Source organism: Streptomyces sp. NPDC050485 (assembly GCF_044458185.1).
In the GTDB taxonomy this organism is placed as follows: Bacteria; Actinomycetota; Actinomycetes; order Streptomycetales; family Streptomycetaceae; genus Streptomyces.
Genome location: NZ_JBITHR010000043.1, coordinates 1 through 17,453, shown reverse-complemented (window position 1 = coordinate 17,453; position 17,453 = coordinate 1). Strand labels below are relative to the sequence as shown.

At 66.9% G+C, this 17,453-nt stretch carries 21 protein-coding genes and 1 pseudogene; 10 read left to right on the top strand and 12 right to left on the bottom strand.

Features of this window, described 5'->3' with window-relative positions; translation table 11 throughout:
- Position 1: 1 nt before the first annotated feature.
- On the top strand, positions 2 to 202 hold the full coding sequence (locus tag ACIBK6_RS39865) for a hypothetical protein (RefSeq protein WP_399057959.1): 201 nt from the start codon (positions 2 to 4) through the stop codon (positions 200 to 202).
- Between the two features lie 386 nt (positions 203 to 588).
- On the opposite strand, the gene ACIBK6_RS39860 is transcribed toward ACIBK6_RS39865, so the two are convergent.
- The 4 genes from ACIBK6_RS39860 to ACIBK6_RS39845 form a co-directional block, all read right to left on the bottom strand.
- A complete protein-coding gene (locus tag ACIBK6_RS39860; protein WP_399057957.1) occupies positions 589 to 1,014 on the bottom strand; it encodes a hypothetical protein in 426 nt (141 codons plus the stop codon).
- Between the two features lie 623 nt (positions 1,015 to 1,637).
- On the bottom strand, positions 1,638 to 1,946 hold the full coding sequence (locus ACIBK6_RS39855) for a hypothetical protein (RefSeq protein ID WP_399057955.1): 309 nt from the start codon (positions 1,944 to 1,946) through the stop codon (positions 1,638 to 1,640).
- A 321-nt stretch (positions 1,947 to 2,267) separates the two neighbouring features.
- The gene (locus ACIBK6_RS39850) at positions 2,268 to 2,618 is read right to left on the bottom strand and encodes a hypothetical protein (protein ID WP_399057953.1); all 351 of its coding nucleotides are present in this window, start codon (positions 2,616 to 2,618) and stop codon (positions 2,268 to 2,270) included.
- Between the two features lie 116 nt (positions 2,619 to 2,734).
- On the bottom strand, positions 2,735 to 3,304 hold the full coding sequence (locus tag ACIBK6_RS39845) for a hypothetical protein (protein ID WP_399057951.1): 570 nt from the start codon (positions 3,302 to 3,304) through the stop codon (positions 2,735 to 2,737).
- Positions 3,305 to 3,718: 414 nt separating this feature from the next.
- On the opposite strand from ACIBK6_RS39845, the gene ACIBK6_RS39840 reads away from it, so the two are divergent.
- Positions 3,719 to 4,189: a DIP1984 family protein gene (locus tag ACIBK6_RS39840; protein WP_399057949.1), complete on the top strand. Its 471-nt coding sequence runs from the start codon at positions 3,719 to 3,721 to the stop codon at positions 4,187 to 4,189.
- Between the two features lie 378 nt (positions 4,190 to 4,567).
- Here ACIBK6_RS39840 and ACIBK6_RS39835 read toward each other — a convergent pair whose 3' ends face one another.
- Entirely contained in the window at positions 4,568 to 4,756 is a 189-nt protein-coding gene (locus tag ACIBK6_RS39835) for a hypothetical protein (RefSeq protein ID WP_399057947.1), read from the bottom strand.
- Positions 4,757 to 5,147: 391 nt separating this feature from the next.
- On the opposite strand from ACIBK6_RS39835, the gene ACIBK6_RS39830 reads away from it, so the two are divergent.
- Complete coding sequence (locus ACIBK6_RS39830) at positions 5,148 to 5,687, top strand: hypothetical protein (protein ID WP_399057945.1); 540 nt, start codon at positions 5,148 to 5,150, stop codon at positions 5,685 to 5,687.
- Positions 5,688 to 5,991: 304 nt separating this feature from the next.
- Positions 5,992 to 6,390, top strand: coding sequence for a hypothetical protein (locus ACIBK6_RS39825; RefSeq protein ID WP_399057943.1), 399 nt, complete (start codon positions 5,992 to 5,994; stop codon positions 6,388 to 6,390).
- A 67-nt stretch (positions 6,391 to 6,457) separates the two neighbouring features.
- On the opposite strand, the gene ACIBK6_RS39820 is transcribed toward ACIBK6_RS39825, so the two are convergent.
- Together ACIBK6_RS39820 and ACIBK6_RS39815 are read right to left on the bottom strand one after the other, a co-directional pair.
- Complete coding sequence (locus tag ACIBK6_RS39820) at positions 6,458 to 6,685, bottom strand: endonuclease domain-containing protein (protein ID WP_399057941.1); 228 nt, start codon at positions 6,683 to 6,685, stop codon at positions 6,458 to 6,460.
- Complete coding sequence (locus tag ACIBK6_RS39815; RefSeq protein ID WP_399057939.1) at positions 6,685 to 6,990, bottom strand: hypothetical protein; 306 nt, start codon at positions 6,988 to 6,990, stop codon at positions 6,685 to 6,687. Before ACIBK6_RS39815 ends, ACIBK6_RS39820 begins: the two co-directional genes overlap by 1 nt.
- 201 nt (positions 6,991 to 7,191) lie before the next feature.
- On the opposite strand from ACIBK6_RS39815, the gene ACIBK6_RS39810 reads away from it, so the two are divergent.
- A complete protein-coding gene (locus ACIBK6_RS39810) occupies positions 7,192 to 7,473 on the top strand; it encodes a hypothetical protein (protein ID WP_399057937.1) in 282 nt (93 codons plus the stop codon).
- A 588-nt stretch (positions 7,474 to 8,061) separates the two neighbouring features.
- The gene (locus ACIBK6_RS39805; RefSeq protein WP_399057935.1) at positions 8,062 to 8,340 is read left to right on the top strand and encodes a hypothetical protein; all 279 of its coding nucleotides are present in this window, start codon (positions 8,062 to 8,064) and stop codon (positions 8,338 to 8,340) included.
- A 461-nt stretch (positions 8,341 to 8,801) separates the two neighbouring features.
- On the opposite strand, the gene ACIBK6_RS39800 is transcribed toward ACIBK6_RS39805, so the two are convergent.
- The 3 genes from ACIBK6_RS39800 to ACIBK6_RS39790 all read right to left on the bottom strand — a co-directional run bounded on the left by ACIBK6_RS39800 (position 8,802) and on the right by ACIBK6_RS39790 (position 10,175).
- Positions 8,802 to 9,179, bottom strand: a complete 378-nt coding sequence (locus ACIBK6_RS39800) for a hypothetical protein (RefSeq protein ID WP_399057933.1) — start codon at positions 9,177 to 9,179, stop codon at positions 8,802 to 8,804.
- Positions 9,176 to 9,307 carry a hypothetical protein gene (locus ACIBK6_RS39795; protein ID WP_399057931.1) on the bottom strand — a complete coding sequence of 44 codons (132 nt, stop codon included), beginning with the start codon at positions 9,305 to 9,307 and terminating at the stop codon, positions 9,176 to 9,178. The genes ACIBK6_RS39800 and ACIBK6_RS39795 overlap by 4 nt, the downstream gene beginning before the upstream one ends.
- 169 nt (positions 9,308 to 9,476) lie before the next feature.
- The gene (locus ACIBK6_RS39790; protein WP_399057929.1) at positions 9,477 to 10,175 is read right to left on the bottom strand and encodes a pre-toxin TG domain-containing protein; all 699 of its coding nucleotides are present in this window, start codon (positions 10,173 to 10,175) and stop codon (positions 9,477 to 9,479) included.
- Positions 10,176 to 10,889: 714 nt separating this feature from the next.
- On the opposite strand from ACIBK6_RS39790, the gene ACIBK6_RS39785 reads away from it, so the two are divergent.
- Positions 10,890 to 11,180: a helicase associated domain-containing protein gene (locus tag ACIBK6_RS39785; protein WP_399057927.1), complete on the top strand. Its 291-nt coding sequence runs from the start codon at positions 10,890 to 10,892 to the stop codon at positions 11,178 to 11,180.
- Between the two features lie 67 nt (positions 11,181 to 11,247).
- On the opposite strand, the pseudogene ACIBK6_RS39780 reads toward ACIBK6_RS39785, so the two are convergent.
- Positions 11,248 to 12,727 (bottom strand): annotated as a pseudogene (locus tag ACIBK6_RS39780) (NAD(P)/FAD-dependent oxidoreductase).
- Between the two features lie 391 nt (positions 12,728 to 13,118).
- Between ACIBK6_RS39780 and ACIBK6_RS39775 the strand changes: the two are divergent.
- From ACIBK6_RS39775 to ACIBK6_RS39765, 3 genes are all read left to right on the top strand, one after another.
- Entirely contained in the window at positions 13,119 to 13,400 is a 282-nt protein-coding gene (locus ACIBK6_RS39775; protein ID WP_399057925.1) for an integrase core domain-containing protein, read from the top strand.
- A gap of 549 nt (positions 13,401 to 13,949) precedes the next feature.
- Positions 13,950 to 16,547: a rifamycin-inactivating phosphotransferase gene (rph, locus tag ACIBK6_RS39770; RefSeq protein ID WP_399057923.1), complete on the top strand. Its 2,598-nt coding sequence runs from the start codon at positions 13,950 to 13,952 to the stop codon at positions 16,545 to 16,547.
- A 72-nt stretch (positions 16,548 to 16,619) separates the two neighbouring features.
- Positions 16,620 to 16,859: a transposase gene (locus tag ACIBK6_RS39765; protein WP_399057995.1), complete on the top strand. Its 240-nt coding sequence runs from the start codon at positions 16,620 to 16,622 to the stop codon at positions 16,857 to 16,859.
- A 414-nt stretch (positions 16,860 to 17,273) separates the two neighbouring features.
- Here ACIBK6_RS39765 and ACIBK6_RS39760 read toward each other — a convergent pair.
- The coding region (locus ACIBK6_RS39760) for a DNA-directed RNA polymerase subunit alpha C-terminal domain-containing protein (RefSeq protein ID WP_399057921.1) at positions 17,274 to 17,453 on the bottom strand (180 nt) is incomplete at its 5' end.

The following is a 17,453-nucleotide window of genomic DNA, read 5'->3' as shown; positions in this document are numbered from 1 at the left end:
ATTGCCGACTCAGGAACACCTGACACTTCCACATCCGCCGTCGCCGGACCACAAGCCCGGCGGTGGCCCCAATAACCCCAAGGACGGCGTCGAGGCCAAACTGTCCAGCGCCGTCTGCCCCGGCAAGGTCCAGCTGGCCGCGGCACAGAACGCGATCGCGACGGACTGGACGACAGCACTGGCCAAGCTCGGCCTCACGTAAGGCCCGGGCAGCACAACAAGCCCGGTCAGCCCATGCCGGGGCCGGACAGCGACCCACCAGGCGACCAGCCCGCCCGCTCTGGTCCTGCCGGGATGCGAAGGGGCTCGGGCGAGAACCCGGCCCATTGGGGATGCCTGGCGGCAGAAGAATCCGGTTGAGGCGGGAACCGTGAGTCCGGTGAGGATACGTCCATGGACGGTGCAACAGACGATGTGAACCAGGCGATCGCGGGCGAGTTGCAGCTCATGGATCCGCGTGTCCGCGCCTCTTGGTCGCGGTCTTGGCGATCCAGATGGGGCTGCCGATCGGAGTGCCGAGGTCGGGGGCACCTTCGATCGCTCAAGGTACGTTGAGAACCTCCGGCATGAGAGGCCACGGGTACGACGTCAAGTGGAGGGTTTGCCCTCAGCCTGACGGTCGTGCTCCTCGCAGACCATCGCCCACACGGCGGGCGCGGAGATCCGGTCGGCGCTGGCGGTCTCCGTGGCACCGCCGTGCGGCATCTCCGCCGCGTTCATGTACGCGGGTATCCCGAGGTCGTCGCGCAGGCGCCGCAAGACCAGCTGCTCGACGGTGAACGCCTGCGTACCGGTCTCGAAATGCGCGGTGCGGAATACCTCCCAGCCGTCGCGCTCGAACGCCCCGAGGCGGTCGTATTTGGTCGTCAGGCCCGTGATGCCGACCTTGACCGCACGTGCCAGCCGGTAGTGCAGCACGTAGAGCAAGGCCGGGGCCGACAGATCGATGCCGTATGGGGAGCAGTACCGGCACCCGGTGCCCAGGTAGCGAACCGAACCGAGTGCCGGGGTCACGATGTTGTCGCATCGGGTGCAGCGGCAGCGCCACGGCTTCCGCGCCCCCGGATACGGGACCTGCGGCTCCAGCCCGGCGGCCCTCATGTCCGCGAACGCCTGTTCCTCACCAGCGTTCAGCCGGGCTACCGCCCAACTGGCATACCCGCACGGAGCGCACCCTCCTTGCCCGCCCCGTACTTGGTGCAACGTGGGTGTGACCTCGTTCTCACAGCTGGTGCAAAGACAACGCCACGGCCGCGCAGCACCGGGGTAGTCCTCCAGCGGCTCCAGCCCGGCAGCCTGCATGTCAGCTACGGCCTGCTCAGAGCCCGCCGCGATCCTGCGCAGTCCCATCGTTGCCCTGCCGCAGTGACGGCACCCGGAAGACAGGCCGGTCCGTATGGAGTTCAGAGCGGGGGCAACCACCGCCTGACAGCGGGTACAGCGCGAGCGCCACGGGGCCATGACCCCCGGGAAGTCGTCCACGGGCTCAAGCCCGGCCGCCCTGAGGTCGGCCAGCGCCTGCTGCTCCCCGGCCGCCACCCGCCGCAGGCCGACGGCCTTGTTCCCGCAGTGACGGCATCCGCAGGAACCGGTCCGGATGCTCCACAGCGTCGGCGTGACGATGCGCCCGCACCCCTTCACCCGCAGCGCCACGGGGTCCGGGCGTTCACGTAGTCCTCCAGCGGCTCCAGCCCGGCTGCGCGCATCTCGGCTGCCGCCTGTTCGGGGTCGAGGCTCCGCGAAGCGGCGGAGGCCGCGTTGCCGCAATGACGGCAGGCGCCTTGGCCCTTGCGGACGTTGGCGTACGAGGGCGTGACCACGGCGCCGCACGTGTCGCACTGGCATTTCCACGGATCACTGCTACGCCCTGGGTAGGGCACGAGGGGCGTCACTCCGGCCGCCAGCATGATCGCCTTGGCCATCTGCGGGTTGACTCTGCGCGGCACCGCTGCCCCCGTTGTCGTATCTCCCCGAATCGGTCGGCGAGTTTACCGAGGAAGCCCTTGCGCCGCGCTTGGGAAGATCCAGCCGGGGGAGAAACCGCGGCATATCAGCCTGTCGGGCACCACCGCTCATCGGTCTTGTTCAGGCTCAGCGGAACATCGCGCTTGGCGCTGCGGAAGACGATGCCGTCTTCATCACTGCAGGCGATCTGCTGGAACGCGGCGTCCGGGTCGCGACCGAGGCTTGTGCCAGATCAGACGTTCGGTGACGCCTCCGGCGCCCGTGGTCCTCTCGCTGACTGTGTGGTGTGGTTGTTGAGGGGGTCAGCAGAATTCCAGGGCGCAGAACTCAATACCCCCCTGGGGGTCGACGTGGTAGCCGGGCCGCTCGTAGCCGTGCACGAAGCGGTCCCTCGCAGGGCGGTCGTAGGAGTCGCGGCGGCGAAGGATGATGTCGCGGAGATCTCCCACGGTGAGGGAGATGCCGTTCTCGTTGGCGATCGTGACGTCGGTCTGACGCAGACATTTCGTCCAGGCGTTCAGACTGGTCAGGCCCAGGTCAGAGTGAGCGCGCATGAGGAACTTGCTGCCCTGGGCGGACTGGCCGATATGCAGGCCCTCGCCGCCCCGCTCACCGCCATCGAACGGGCCGAAGGCGTAGTAGTTGACGGACATGTTCGCCCCTCTCACTTCTTGACGGGTGTGGCAGATGGTTGTGGTCATGAGTCTGTCGGCAGACAACCGCCCTGGCCGTTCTCCGGCGGCCTCTCCTGGCTCCTCGGCTCGGGCCGTCATTGACCGATCCAGATGGGGCTGCCGATGCACACGATGTCGGCGATGGCCGTGCCCAGGTGGACAGGGCCGGGGGGGTACGCGTAGATCGTGGTGCCGACCTCGACCCGCAGCGGTTCGGAGCGCCCTTCGTGTTCCTGATGCGCGGCGGCGGCGAGGCCGACCAGGGGCCGGACCGCTCCGGGGGCCGCGAGCGCTTCGATGGCCGCCTCTTCGGTCTCCAGGTGGTCCACCGCCAGGAGTTGGAGCGCACGTGCCGCGTTGGGGTCGGTGAGGGCTTCCCGGGCGGCGTGCGGCAGTGTGCTGTGGCCGGGCTGGACGTTGCGGGAGGCTCCGAACAGGCACCAGCCCACGGTCACCGACGGCCCACGAGTGATCCCGGTATACAGCACCAGCCGCGGGTCGTCGAACCCTCTGGTCTCGCACAGGTCCGCGGTGGCATAGGTCGCGGCGGGCAGCTGAGGCAGCCCGGCCGGCCAGTCGGCGAGCAGCTGCTGCACCGAGGGAAGCCGCTGCTTGATCGCTTCGATAGCGGCGTTGTGGTCGACCGTAGGGGCCGGTCCTCTCACATTGTGGTGTTCTGTCTCAACTGCTCGTGACTGCGGTCCAGCCTGCTCTACCGCAGCCTGCGGAGGTGTCCTGTCGCGGTCCAGTTGGCAGATTCTCCATCGTTCTCATCCGCAGTGGCAGATTCTCACGGCTTCTCGTTCTGAGCTGCGAGTCTCTGTCCGGTCTCAGTGAAGCGGGGTGTCCTGTCGTATTGAAGCTGTCGGATTCTCGCTCGTTCTCGTTCGTGCTGCCGGATTCTCATTCGAGGCCCTCTGGGCGGCTGACCGCTTTCATCCCGGCGGTGCGGCTGCTCGGCAATCCAGCTGTGCCGGGTAACCATTCCGGGGCTTTGGCCGATCGAAATACGGGTGCGTACGCGCCGGTCTGAACTCGTATACTCGTGCGAGCTCAAGGAAGACGGGAGGTGGGGGGCAGTGAAGCTTGCTGAGGCACTGGCAGAACGTGCGGAGGCGACGCGTCGTGTGGAGCAGCTGCGTTCGCGCGTTGTCAGCAGCGCGCGGTATCAGGAGGGCGAGACGCCCGCCGAGGACGCGGCTCAGCTGCTGGCCGAGGCCGGCGAGGCGCTGAACACCCTCGAAGCGTTGATCCGGCGGATCAACCGGACCAATGCCACAGTGGAGATGGACCCGGACGGCACCCTCACCGACGCGCTCGCGCGCCGGGATGTCCTGCGGTTGCGCCACTCAGTGGTCAGCGCGGCGGCGGACGCGGCAGCGGGCACGGGGGAGCGTGGATACGGTCGGCAGCTTCGGTCCGAGTTGATGATGCTCTCCGCGCTACCCGTCGCGGAACTGCGCGCCCAAGCGGATGTGCTCGCCCGGGAGATCCGGGAGGTCGATGTGCGGATCCAGCGCACGAACTGGGAGGTCGACCTGTTGGACTGACCAGTCCAACAGGGTGGAGCAGGTAGTTGCTTCGGAGGCGTGCACACACCGAGGGCCGGCGGTTTCCCGGCCCACTCCTGGCGCGTGAAGAGCAACGCGGGGGTTCGACTCCCCATCAACAGCGCAGCTCAGCACGGAGTACAGGTAATGGTGCACATCGCACAGCACATCACCACGTGCAGATCCGGGCAGCGAGGGCGGGTTTGGGGATCTCCACCCGGCGGCACCAAGGAGAACGACAATCTCCGGCTCGGTTGACGATTTCGGCGGTAGTGCTGCCGGCTCAGCCGCGAACACGACTTCCGTGAATGCCAGGTCGTTTGAGAGCGCCAGCCAATGGTGTTCTCAAACGGCCTGGCATCTGCACCGGTCGCCGGACTACCAACTGCCAAATGCGCTGCGACAGGACAGGAGGGTCAGCTGCTCCTGCACCGCTTCAAGTCCCGCCCGGTAGGTACTCGCGGGCAGGTGCAGGTAGTCCAGTGAGCGGCGCCATCGTTCCAGGTGCAGCGTGTCGTGGGCCAGGGCCCGGTGAATGTCGCCCGCCATGGTCTGGAACTGCCGCACGGGGATCCGGTCGGATCCGCGAATTGGTAAGCAACCGCGATGCGTTGACCAGTGGTGTTGCAGCAGTGCGCACTGAGGGTGGGGCCCTGCGTCGATGCTCGGTGAGCAGCTGAGGGTGATGGGACGGCTGGCGTGGTCACGTTGGGTGAGCAGTGGAGCATTCTTGCCCGGTGTCGGCTTCGCCAGCGGATGGGAGAGTTTCAGAGGCTTCGCGAGGGATTTCGCACCCGGGTTGCCGGGCGTAAGAGACTGCGGTGGAGCGTTGTTAGTGGCCAGTTGGGATTCCCCACCGACGGCCAGTTAGTGGGGAGCTATCTGGCCGTCACGATCACGGCCAGTGATCGACTCGCGGGCTGTCTCACTTGCACCCCGGCTGACAGACTCTTCGACCATGACGAACAGCGGACTGTGGGTCGGCATTCTCACCGCGCTGACCGCGTTCGGAGCCAGCTACATCACCGCGCGGGCGGCCTTGCGCACAGCGCTGGCCCAAGCCCGAACAGCAGCACGGGCAGAGGCCCTTCGTGAGCAGCGGGACCAGCGCCGAGTCGCCTATCGGGAGATGATGAGCTGCGCGCACGCGTTCTCAGCGGTCACGTGGCAGATTGATGACGTCGACGCGGCGCGCGATCGTGAGAGCAAGGACCGGCTCCTGAAGCAGATGTACGAGCGCACAGGCCCGGCCATCGGGGACATGAACAGGGCGATGCATGAGGTCCGGCTCGACGGTCCTGCCGAGGTCTCCGCCGCGGCGGACCACGTGCGGAATATGGCACGACGCTTGCAGCCGCAGCTCAAGGCGCTCATCGGTGACGACAGTCCCGAGTGGCGGGACGAATACGACGCCGCTTACCGGGACTTCCGGGAAGCCTACGTCACGTTCATCGGCCTGGCGCGAGGAGCGCTGGAGGTCAAGGGCGAGGACAGATAGCCCCGTCTTCCTCAGCGCGATCAGATACGCGCATGCTGAGCGATTCTTCGGCCGCCGCCAGTACCGCTGAGGCGTGAGGCGGGCGTCGGCCACAAGGTGGCACGTTCGATGCATACGCAGAGTGACGCCATAACTGGCCGTACGTGGGAAATCCGAAGTGGCCGCTGTCAGAGCGTTCAATGCGGGTGAAACCTACGGCCGTTCGGCGATCCGCTGGCACAGGGCCTACACGCCAGTAGAGTTGCGGCTGTTGATCACACGGGTCTGCTCGGCGTGCCGTCGCCGGTGGAGGGATGGGAGACATATGGCGATGCCGGAGATACCGGAGCGCGATGTCAAGGCGGTGTCAGGCCGCTATCGGCTTCTGCTCGGTGTCGCGGTCGTGGCAGGATGCCTGACGCTCGCCGGGTGGATCTGGGCGCTCTGGCTCGCTCTCGTGCCGATCGGTGAACCGTTGGTCTCCAAGCCAAACCTGTCCTGCGGTTCGCCTGCTCTATTCGACGAGTCGGCCTTTGCCGACTCGAACGGCTTCCGCGGCGACGGGAAGTACTGGGCAGGCCAGTGTGCCGAGAAGGTGTCCTCACACGTGCGAGGAGCCGTCGGCATCTCCGTTGTGACGGCACCTCTGTCCGTGCTGTGGATCTGGAGTGCACTCAGTCTGCCCCGCGAGCGCGCCATGACTGAGGCCGAGTCCGCGAGCTGACCATTACCGACCGTAGCCATTGCGCGCCGAAGCCCGGATTTGCTGTTCCGCTGCTCACGAACTGCCTTCACTGCGCGGAGTTGTGGATCCTGCAGATCCGCAAGGCGGCTTCGAGGGAGCCGACTTCGCAGTTGCAGCGGTGGCAGAGCGCTCCGCGTACCCAGCCGTCTCCGTGATGTTGGTCGATCTCTGTGGAGGGGCGGCCGCAGATCGCACAGCGCGGGTGGGAGGCCAGGAACGCCCACGTGGCCGCCGCCGGCATCCGGCCGTACAGCTCCGCGTCGTTGCCCGGCATCAGTCCACCGGCCGTAGCCGGACCAGGCGCACCACCCGGTGGCGCCCCGTGGTCACCCGGACCTCGGCCACCAGCCCCTGCCACCGGATGTTCGTCGGGGCGGCCTGGCGGCCGGAGGCGGCCTCGCGGGGCAGGAGGTGGCCAGCGACGGCCTGGGCGACGTGGGCTGCGCGGACCGTGTCGAGGCGGGGCGAGGTCACCACCGGCTTGCCGTCGAGCAGGACCTGGACTGCCCGCGGCCGGCGCACCGGTCCGAGCACGGCGATGAGCGGGGCATCGACGGTGTCGGCGGTGCGCCACTTCACCCACGCCCTGGTCAGACGGGGGCTGTAGGGGGTGTCCCAGCGGCGCGAGACGATGCCTTCGACTCCGAGCGGGGCGAGGGCTTCGGCCCAGGCGAGCGCGGTGTCACGGTCGCACGGCCGGCTCGACCGGCTCGACCGGCTTCTTGGGCGGAGGCGGGCCGTCGGCGAACTCCCGGATCGCCGGCACCAGGCAGCGCCCTGATGGCCCGCGCATACCTGTTCTGGCGGACCGGATTCGGGCACTACGGCACGGCCGTGCCGGCCCGCCGCGCCAATGCTCGCCACTGCTTGGGCTGGGCCAAGGGGTGGACCAGCACCGAGATGGCCGAGCTCCTCAGCCAGTCACCCGTCGCCATCCCCGGCGCCGTCTACACCCACCCGACGGCGCTGCGGGACCGGGGGCTGCTGCGGCTGGACGACGCGGCCGTCGAACTCGACGGCCCCTGTCCCCCTCCCACCGGAACAGCCGCCGCCCGGAACTGACCGGCCAGGAATTCGTTGAACCGGTCGCCTCAACCCCAGTCAGAGGCACCGGCTCAGGGTCCCGACGCCGTTGCGGGACCCTGAGCCATTCCCGTACCCCCACCAAAGACCGCAAGGGGGCCCGGCGCCGCGCGGACATCCGGTAGCGGCGCGATCCCAACTCCCCACCACCCCACCCTTCTGTTTTCTGATCATTGAGCGCAGGGAGTCGGACAGGAGGGGATGGCTCGGCGGAGGAAGGGGGCGCATGCCGGACAGTCGTGGGGAGGAATCGGTCGGTGCATCGGGCGTGTCCCGCCCTGGTCTGGGCGGGTGGCGATGATGCCTCGGCTGCTGGACCTGACGGCCGCCCATGTACGGCTGGTGGCACAGGCGTTGGGGAAGCCGGAACGGACCGTATGGCGGTGGCGGCCCGCCGCCCGCCAGGACCAACCTGGCGCCCGTATGCCTCGGCTGAGAATCGATGGCAACGATCGTTGACCTCAGAGCCTGTGTCTAAACCCTGGCCGGTCAATGGCTCTTCGAGCCCAGCGGCCGTCCAGGGCGGGAGGCCGGCAGGCCCGTCACCTGCGTGTCTATCGTTTTGGTGTGAACGACACGACCGACGATCGACTCATCTGGGAACTGACTGGGTGGGATGCTGACGAACGCCCAGCTCACGTCACCGAACTCAGCCGGGAAGAGATCCTGCGCATCCGCGACCTCTTCGACCGCCGCCTTCCTCCGGCAGGGGAGGACGAGTGGCTCGCCTGCGCAGCTTACGAAGTGCCCCATGACCTGCAACTCCAGGTGCTGGCCCCGGTCCCCCGGCTGGAGTTCAAGCCAGGGCTGGAGTACTTCGTCGAGGGGGCTGTCCTTTCCGATTAGGTGGCCGGGCGGCTCCTCGCTGCTGCCGACGTCACACTCGTCGCGCTGATCCGGCCGGGGTTTAGACACAGGCTCTGAGCAGGTAGACGCTCAGAGAAGAACTCATGACACGAACTTACGAGAAGGCACTGACAGTGACGTCCGGGCCGGGACCGGTGCTGGAGGGAGGGCTCTCTGGGCCTCGCGGGTGGTGCGCAGGTGGACGGTGGACTGCGCTGGGCCCGGCTCCGCAGGCTGATGCATCGCCGCGCGCACCCATTCAAGCCCTTCACGAGGCCAGTTGACCCGATCCTCGCGGAAAGTCGTGTCAACGGCCTCTTGAGCGTCTCCAGTCAGGCGTGGATCTGCGGCGAATGCGTGCGCGGTCAGGCTGGTGAAGCTCCCAGCAGCCGGCGACGGCAGCTCCCCGGGAAAGCCGCTCGGCCCGCCTGCGTATGTCGGGCGGGCCGAGCGGACTCGCTCTACTCAGTCAGTGTGGCCAGTGCATCCCGGGCGGACGCTACGACGCCGGGCCAGGACCCAGAGGCTATGAACTCGGCATCCGATGCGGCGCGGCCAACCGTGTCCAGCGCGGAGTCCAGAGCGTGGGCCAGTGCCCTCATCGCCCTTACCTCGGCCTCCGTCGCCAGCGTGTACCCGAGGGCGGCCTCAGGGTCCGCAAGTACGGTGGTGTCGTCGTAGAGGGTGTTCACGTTGAGCGTGAAGTCGTCGTAGAAGTTCGGCTTCGGGTAGATCCGGTCGATCCATACCCGCTGCTGATAATCCGGGTCCGACAGTGCCCGGAGAGCCGAGATGACCTCGGCCCGCATCTCCGGCAACTTCACCTGAGCAGGCTTCACGGCTTGTTCCACTCCTTCCACTTGAGCCAGTCCGTGAGCGGGATGTGCGACTCGGGATTCTCCTTGATGGAACCCTCGATCGGCTTTCCGTCCCAGCCAAGCACCTTTCCGCCAGAGTTGATTACCACATGGTCGACCTGCTGATACTTCTGGGAGTTGTTGAGGTTCCCCTCGTCAATCCGTATTCCGTTGCCCTTACCGTCGTTCCAACGGTAGCCGACCCCCTTGTTATTGACGGTTTCGAACCCCTTCAGCTTCGAGGGAACCTTGTCGTAGGCTTCACAGGCCAGCCATCCGTCAAATCTTTCCGGTGGCCTTCTCTGCCTTGATGGCCTTGTTGATCTCTTCGACCTTGATGACGCTCTTGCCGGCCTTCATCCAGCGCAGAAGGATCACCGAACCCATCAGGCGTTCGGTGACACCCAAGCGATCACCAGTCGCCATGTCCTGGCCGGTGATCAGCTGGACGATGCCCTTGCCGTCGCCGATCCCGGGAAGGAGATCCAGGATGGCGCCGAACTTCGTCTGAACTACCTTGTCTTCCAGGGGAGAGCGGCCGTTGTTGAAGTCCTTCAGCGCTTCCGAGAAGTCAAAATCCTTCAGGACCGGCAGCTCGCGGAGCTTCAGCGCGCCGGCTGCGATCTCTGGCACGGCCTTGTTCAGATTGGCCATGGCCTTGTTCGACTGGTCGAGCCCCTGGTTGACGCGGTCCAGGCCGCTGTTGGCCTTGTTCACACCCCGGTTCATCTGGTCGAGCCCCTGGTTGATCTCCTTGACTCCGGCATTCATCGTGTCGAGGCTCGACTTCATCTCCTCGAAGCCCGCGTTCATGTCGGCGATGGCCTGGTGCAGCTCGGGGTTGGTGATGAAGTCTGAAATGGCATTTATCAACTCTGTTACGGCAATCAGGCCGCGGGCCAGAGTGGCAGTGTTCTCAATGACCTTGCCGGTGCCGAGGAGAATCTGCCGGTACTCCTTGTTGGCTTCCTCCCTCAAACGGTCGATCTCCGCTTGGACCTGCGAGGGGGGACTTTCCCGCTCGCCTCAAGCTTGCTAGAAGAAACTAGGTAATTTACATACTGGTTGATGTGCTTATCAATGTCGGCGTCTGCCCATGTCTGGCTACGGCCATCTCGAACTTCCTCCCGCACCGCGTGCACGACGATGACGATCGCGGGGATTCCATAGATGGAAACCTCGCCAAACTTGGCAATACATGTGATCCGCTGCGCGAGGGGCGTATTATCGCATGTGGTCCGGGGCCTGCTCGTTGAGGCAGAGGCAGCTGTGGCTGCACTCACGCCTCCCGTCAGCACGACAGTCAGCGCAGTCATGAGCGCGACAATCCTGAGTTTCCAGCGGTGCTTCATCAAACCTCTCCAGTGCAAAGCCATCCAAGCGCTGATCTGAGGGAGGCAGGTCGACCGACCTTGCCGCAGAGAACCGCTGCCGCACCGATATCAGGGACACACCCCCCTGAGCGCGCAAAATGATCATACAAGGCATCTCGCCACTCAGTGATCATCAGTTGAGGAACCGGATATAAAGCCAGCGAACGGTATAGACCGCCAGGCATGAGCGGAGACATGCACGAAGACCCACTCACTAAGAGGGCGCACCATGTGCCACTACGGCGTCACGAAACAGCAACACCGATAGCACGCCCCGGCGTTCGGCAGTCGGATAGGCCCCTCACCGTTGGGGGGGCTCATGAACCACACCCGCACCGCAGCCGTCGTCCTCGCCGCCGCAGGACTGCTCCTCACCGCATGCTCCAGCACCCGCCCAAAGCCGACGGCCGGCCCGGTGATGGTCGCCAAGTTCATCAAGTTCCGTGTGGTCGAGCCGGAGAAACAGGACTGGATCCGCGGCTACGAAGCCGCCGCCCGCTACCAGAAGCGGGAAGGGGACTTGGAGGTGCCCTACGAGCACCTGGAAGGCGCCTACCCGCTCGGCCGTTGGCTCTCCGACCAGCGACGCGCCTGCGGGCCGGACAGATGAACGGGAAGCGGGCCAAGGACCGGCACCGGAGTAAGCACCACCTCATCCGAGGGAATGGCACAGCTTCTCATTCCTGGGCCAATACCGGTGTGGCCCCGGGCCTGCTGATCACCGTTGTCTTCTGGGGCGCTGGGGCAGCGCCGTAGCGGGCGTGGGCGTGGTGGAGGTAGGGCGCGATCTGGGTAGTGGCCGCGTCGGGTTCGTTGGTCAGGGCGTTGATGATCTCCGGCGCCAGCGCGACAGGGTGCTGCATCTGCTCGTACAGGCCGACGGCGGTTTGCCGGTACCGCTGGCTGAGCAGTTCGGGATCGATGAAGTAGGGCGTCTGGATGCCGTAGATGACGGTGGTGTCGATTTCGTGGTCGGTCCAGTCCTGGATCGACTGGGTGAGTGTGCGGCGTTGGATGGGGGCCCGTTCGGGGGCCAGGTGGTCCAGCAAGCCCGGCGCTGGGGCCGACCCAAGGATCACCTGGGCGAGGTGGTCGGCGATGGCCGGCGCGCTGTGGAAGCCGTCGTGGAAGGTGCCGGTGGCGAACACCGCTCCGCAGGACGGCGCCCGGCCGAGCAGGGGCAGCCCGTCCAGCGTGACCGGGCGGCGCCCGAACAGCCAGCGTCGCACGTGGGAGTAGGCCAGGTGACGGTCGAAGAGTTCGTAGGTGTTCTTGAGGAGGTTGGCACAGACCCCGACGCGTGGACCTGCGATGGGGTGGAACGACACGATGTTGGTGGCGCCCACGTACTCACGCCCCTGCCCGTCCAGCGGGACCAGATGCATCCCGCAGGCGCCGGCCTGGTTGGGTGTACGCACCACCGAGCCGAAGCCGGGGAATCGCTCGCGTTGGGTTTCCACAGCCATCCCCGCACCGTGCAGCATGAGCGGGACCATCCCCGGTGGCAGCTGTGCGATGAACTGCTGGGTCTGGCTTCCGGCGGCCAGCACCACGGTGCCGGCCGCCAGTACCTCCCCGTCGTCCAGTTGCACCCCCGTCACCCGGCCGTTGCTCATCTCCAGGCGGCGCGCCTGCTGTGCCTCCACGTGGACGCCCAGACGATGCAGCGCGCGCTCCAGTGCGACCATCACCTCGCGCGCGTCCAAGGCTCCTTCCCGGGGCAGGTACAGCGCCTGTCGGGGGCGGGCGTTGCACGTCCGGGCACAACCCGGCGATGTCGGCGGGCTCGGCGTCCTGGTGTGGTTCGGCATGGGCCTGCGCGGCGGCGCGGATCGCCTCGAAATTGGCAACGACCTGGTCGGGCGCCCTGGCGCTCAGGACGACGAACGTCCCATCCGGCTGCTGCCGGCCGAGCTCAGGCGTGCCCGCGGCTTCGCGCAGCCGGTCCAGCCAGCCGGGCCACGCGCCCAGGGCCTGTTTCGCGAGCTGGAACTTGGCCTCCGCCGCTGGATGGTCAAAGGTGCGCTGGGTGACCTCGCCGAAACAGTTCAACATCGCCCCGGCAGCCATCGACGCGGCACCTGGCCTACCAAGCGGTCCGATGACAGCAACCTGTGTTCCCGGACCGCGTTGCACGACCTCCCAGGCGACAGCCATCCCGACGACGCCGTTCCCCACGATCACCACGTCGGCACTCCGCACGCGGGGCCTCCCTCATCTTCACCAACAGCCAAGTCCGCGACGCCGACAGCATTCCCTCCACCGGTGGAAACCGGGGCACGAAACGCTTGTGAGGGACCAAATGCGCCTGATCGCCTCACCAGGGCGCCCGGCAGGTCATCTGTCACCGATTCGCCCCGCTCCCACAAATCCACCCGCTGGGACTCCCTGCATCGCCGTCCGGAGATCAAGGGTTCTCGCACAGCTTCTGATCTTTCACAACGGGGCACGCGTCTTCGCACCGTTCGTCCACACCGCCCAGACCGGGCAGGAACGCGGCCGCAACAGATTCCGTCTGCAAGGATCCTTCTGACCGCATGCGCACTCGGTGCGGCAGGGCGATGACCGGCGACTCGGCGTGACCCAGTCCATGGGCAGAGTCGGATCTTGTTTCGACAACGCCGTGAGCGAAGCGTTCAACAGCGTGCTCAAGGTCGAGTACGTCCACCGGCGCACCTTCGCCACCCGCACCGAGGCGCGGCTGAAGATCGCCACCTGGATCACCGGCTTCTACAACACACGTCGGCTACACAGCGTGTGCGGGTACCAGAGCCCGATCGACTACGAACGAGACCATCAGGCCGACCCCGCCGTGGAGTTGGCCGCTTGAAAGATCTCCACGGCGCGAGGGGATTGACAGGGGAAAGAACTTCTGGTTCCGCGGCTGCGTAGGCCGATGAGACATCCGCCTGAGCCAACGACGCGTACCCGTACGCGGCGCGCCACCGCTTCGCGGCGAGCTTGCTCAGTTTGGTTGGACGGCAAAAAGCAAAGGCAAGGAGAAGAACTCTCTCCTTGCCACTCTCAACGTATAGCGCACTGGGGGGCTTGCCGCAAGACCCGGGTGGTGGCGCAGAATCGTCGGCCGGTACCACAACCTGCGGAAATGGGGGCACGACGTGCGTGTGTTGTTGTCGACGTCTGGGGGACGCGGTGACGTCGAACCAGTGGTGGGACCGGCAGTGCAGTTGCGGGTGCTCGGCGCGGAGGTGCGGGAGTGCGCGCCGTCCGACTGGTCAGAGCGGGTGGCCGACTCGTCAGAGGGAAGGCAACCAGGGATGAGGACGTGCCCGACAAGAGGTTCGACAGAGTTGGAGGCGCCGGTGATTCGATCGGCCACCGCAGTGCAACGGAGCACGGCTGCCTCGGAGGTGTCGCAGTGATTGAGCAGTACGTGTTGGATCTTCACGAGGTTGACGAGACGCAGGTCGCGGTCGTTGGCGGCAAGGGCGCGCACCTGGGCGGGCTGTCGCTGATCGAAGGCATCCGCGTTCCGGGTGGCTTTTGCGTGACGACGGACGCCTTCCGGCGGATCATGGCGGAAGCGCCGTCGATCGACGATCGGCTCGAACAGTTGTCGCGCTTGAACCCGGACGACCGGGAGGCGATCCGTACGCTCAGCGCGCAGATTCGCCGGACCATCGAAGGGATTGCCATCCCGGGCGATCTCGCGGCGGCGATCACCCGCGCGCTCGCCAAGCTCGGCGAGCAAGCCGCCTACGCCGTCCGATCCAGCGCGACGGCAGAGGACCTGCCGACGGCCTCCTTCGCCGGCCAGCAGGACACGTACCTGAACGTCGTGGGACCGACGGCGATCCTCCAGCACGTCAGCCGGTGCTGGGCCTCGCTGTTCACCGAGCGGGCCGTGACCTACCGCCAGCGGAACGGCATCGACCACCGTACGGTCCACATGGCCGTGGTCGTGCAGCAGATGGTCTTCCCGCATGCGGCCGGCATCCTGTTCACGGCCGACCCCGTCACGGGCAACCGGAGGGTCGCCACCGTGGACGCCGGCTTCGGGCTCGGCGAGGCCCTGGTCTCCGGCCTGGTGAATCCGGACGTCTTCACGGTGCGAGACGGCGAAGTCGTAGCCAAGGCGATCGCCGCCAAACAGCGTGCCATTCACGCCCTGCCGGCCGGCGGTACGCAAGAAGTGGCGATCGACTCGCAGCGGCAGGAGCAGCCGGCGCTGACGGATGCGCAGGTCGTGCGGCTCGTGCAGCTCGGGCGGCGGATCGAAGCGCACTTCGGCCGCCCGCAGGACATCGAATGGTGCCTGGTCGATGATGGCTTCCAGATCGTTCAGAGCCGGCCGGTCACGACGCTGTTTCCCATCCCCGAGACCGGCGACCAGGAGAATCACGTCTACGTCTCCGTTGGTCATGGGCAGATGATGACCGACCCCATGAAGCCCCTGGGGCTCTCCGTGTGGCAGCTGACGGCCATGGTGGCGATGCACGAGGCCGGCGGGAGGCTGTTCGTCGACGTCACCCGGCGCCTGGCCTCGCCCGCGAGCCGCGCCGGCCTCCTGGACGTCATGGGGAGAGGCGATCCGCTGGTCAGGGACGCTCTGGAGACCGTCCTCGACCGCGACGACTTCGTCCCGGCACTCCCGGACGCGGGTCCCGGCGGTCCGCCGGCCAGCGGTGCGTCCGCCCCGATCGAGACCGATCCGGCCATCGTCACCGGGCTGATCGAGCGCAGCCAGGTGTCCATCGCCGCCTTGGAGCGCGACATCCGCACGAAGACCGGACCGGCGCTGTTCGACTTCCTGCTGGAGGCCTTCGAGGAGCACAAGCGAGTGCTCACCGAGCCGCTGAACCTTCAGGCGATCATGGCGGGGATGGAGGCCACCTGGTGGCTCAACGACAAGCTGCAGGAGTGGCTGGGGGAGAAGAACGCGGCTGACACGCTAACGCTGTCCGCCCCCGACAATGTCACGTCCCAGATGGGACTGGCGCTGCTCGACGTCGCGGACGTGATCCGCCCGCATCCAGAGGTCGTGGCGTATCTACAGGGCGTCGAGGACGAGGGCTTCCTGGACGAGCTGGCGAAGCTCGCGGGCGGGACCGAAGCGCGCGACGCCATAGAGGCCTACCTTGACCGGTACGGCATGCGCTGCGTCGGCGAGATCGACATCACGAGGCCACGTTGGCGCGAGCGCCCCACCACGCTCGTGCCCGTGATCCTCGACAACGTCAGGAACTTCGAGCCAGGCGCCGCCGAGCGGCGCTTCGAGCAAGGTCGGCAGAAGGCGCAGAAGAAGGAACAGGACGTGCTGTCGCGCTTGCGGGCCCTGCCGGACGGGGACCAGAAAGCCGACGAGGCCAAGCGGATGATCGACCGGGTCAGAACCTTCATCGGGTACCGGGAGTACCCGAAGTACGGCATCGTCAGCCGCTACTTCGTCTACAAGCAGGCCCTGCTGGAGGAGGCCGAGCGCCTCGTGCAGGCCAACGTGCTTCCTGAGAAGGAGGACATCTTCTACCTCACGTTCCACGAACTCCACGACGTCGTGCGCTCGAACCAGGTGGATGACCAGCTCATCCAGCAGCGCAAGGACGCGTTCCGGTCGTACCACGCGCTCACACCGCCCCGGGTGCTCACATCGGATGGTGAGGCCGTCACCGGGGCGTACCGGCGCGACGACGTGCCGGCCGGCGCCCTGATCGGCCTACCGGTTTCCGCCGGGACCATCGAGGGAAGGGCCCGCGTCATCCTTGACATGGCGGAGGCCGATCTCGAAGCCGGCGACATCCTGGTCACGACCTTCACGGACCCCAGCTGGTCGCCGCTGTTCGTCCGAATCGCGGGCCTGGTGACGGAGGTGGGCGGCCTGATGACCCATGGCGCAGTGATCGCCCGGGAGTACGGCTTGCCGGCCGTCGTGGGCGTGGAGCAGGCCACCCGGCTGATCCGGGACGGGCAGCGGATCCGCGTGCACGGAACCGACGGGTACGTCGAGATCCTGCCTTGACCTGAACTTCACGAGATCCAGGCTCTCAACCGGCTCGACCAGCACACCAAGGACTGACAGCAGCGCTACGCGATCCGCGCCGGCATCGAGGCCACCCTCTCCCAGAACATCCGCAACTGCGGCCTGCGCCCGTCCCGTTACCGCGGCCTCGCCCGCACCCACGTCCAACACGTCCTGACCGCCCTGGCCTGCAACTCACCCGCATCACCGACTGGATCGCCGATCCGGCACCCACCCGCCGCCGATCAACACACTTCCACGCCCTGTGCGCCACCACCAACATCACCGACAGAGTCCTGGCATTGCGCCTAGCCGGGAACCTCAATCCACGGTCGCTTCCGTCGCTGTCTCGCGGCCCCTCGCGCCGGCCGCTCCTCGGCGTGCCGGACCGGCCCGGGCCGCTCACCCTGGATCCATGAGCAGCGCGCCCATCGTCGTGCACCGGATCCAGGGGGATGCCGGCCGCCGGGTCACCATCTGGGGCCGGATGCAAGGCGTGGTCTACAACGACGCCGACCTGATCGAGCTGCTCCGGATCGCTAACGTGCCCGAGGGGAAGGCCACCACGCGCATCGGCGCGTCCATCGCAGGCGGCACCGTGCGGTCTGCGGCCGGGGGCGTGGCGAGCGGGTCACGTACGGGCAGGGGTTTGCCGTGGCTGCGGTGCCGAACGCCGGTCCCTGGCGGCTCGTGCCCCGCCAGCGCCGAACCTCGTGAACCACCCTGTCAGTACTGCTCGGTCTCGACAAAACCGGCGTCCGCAGCGTCGGCGGCGGCGGTCGGGTCGAATCCGGGCGGGCTGTCCTTGAGACCCATGCCGGCCAGCTTCGCCTTGACCTCGTCGATCGACTTCGCACCGAAGTTGCGGATGTCGAGCAGGTCGGCCTCGGAGCGCGCCACGAGCTC

Coding starts and splice junctions, on each gene's coding strand:
- ACIBK6_RS39850 (WP_399057953.1), bottom strand. CDS start 2,618: ATGTCCGTCAACTACTACGCCTTCGGCCCGTTCGATGGCGGTGAGCGG.
- ACIBK6_RS39830 (WP_399057945.1), top strand. CDS start 5,148: ATGACGAACAGCGGACTGTGGGTCGGCATTCTCACCGCGCTGACCGCG.
- ACIBK6_RS39825 (WP_399057943.1), top strand. CDS start 5,992: ATGGCGATGCCGGAGATACCGGAGCGCGATGTCAAGGCGGTGTCAGGC.
- ACIBK6_RS39820 (WP_399057941.1), bottom strand. CDS start 6,685: ATGCCGGGCAACGACGCGGAGCTGTACGGCCGGATGCCGGCGGCGGCC.
- ACIBK6_RS39810 (WP_399057937.1), top strand. CDS start 7,192: ATGGCCCGCGCATACCTGTTCTGGCGGACCGGATTCGGGCACTACGGC.
- ACIBK6_RS39785 (WP_399057927.1), top strand. CDS start 10,890: ATGAACCACACCCGCACCGCAGCCGTCGTCCTCGCCGCCGCAGGACTG.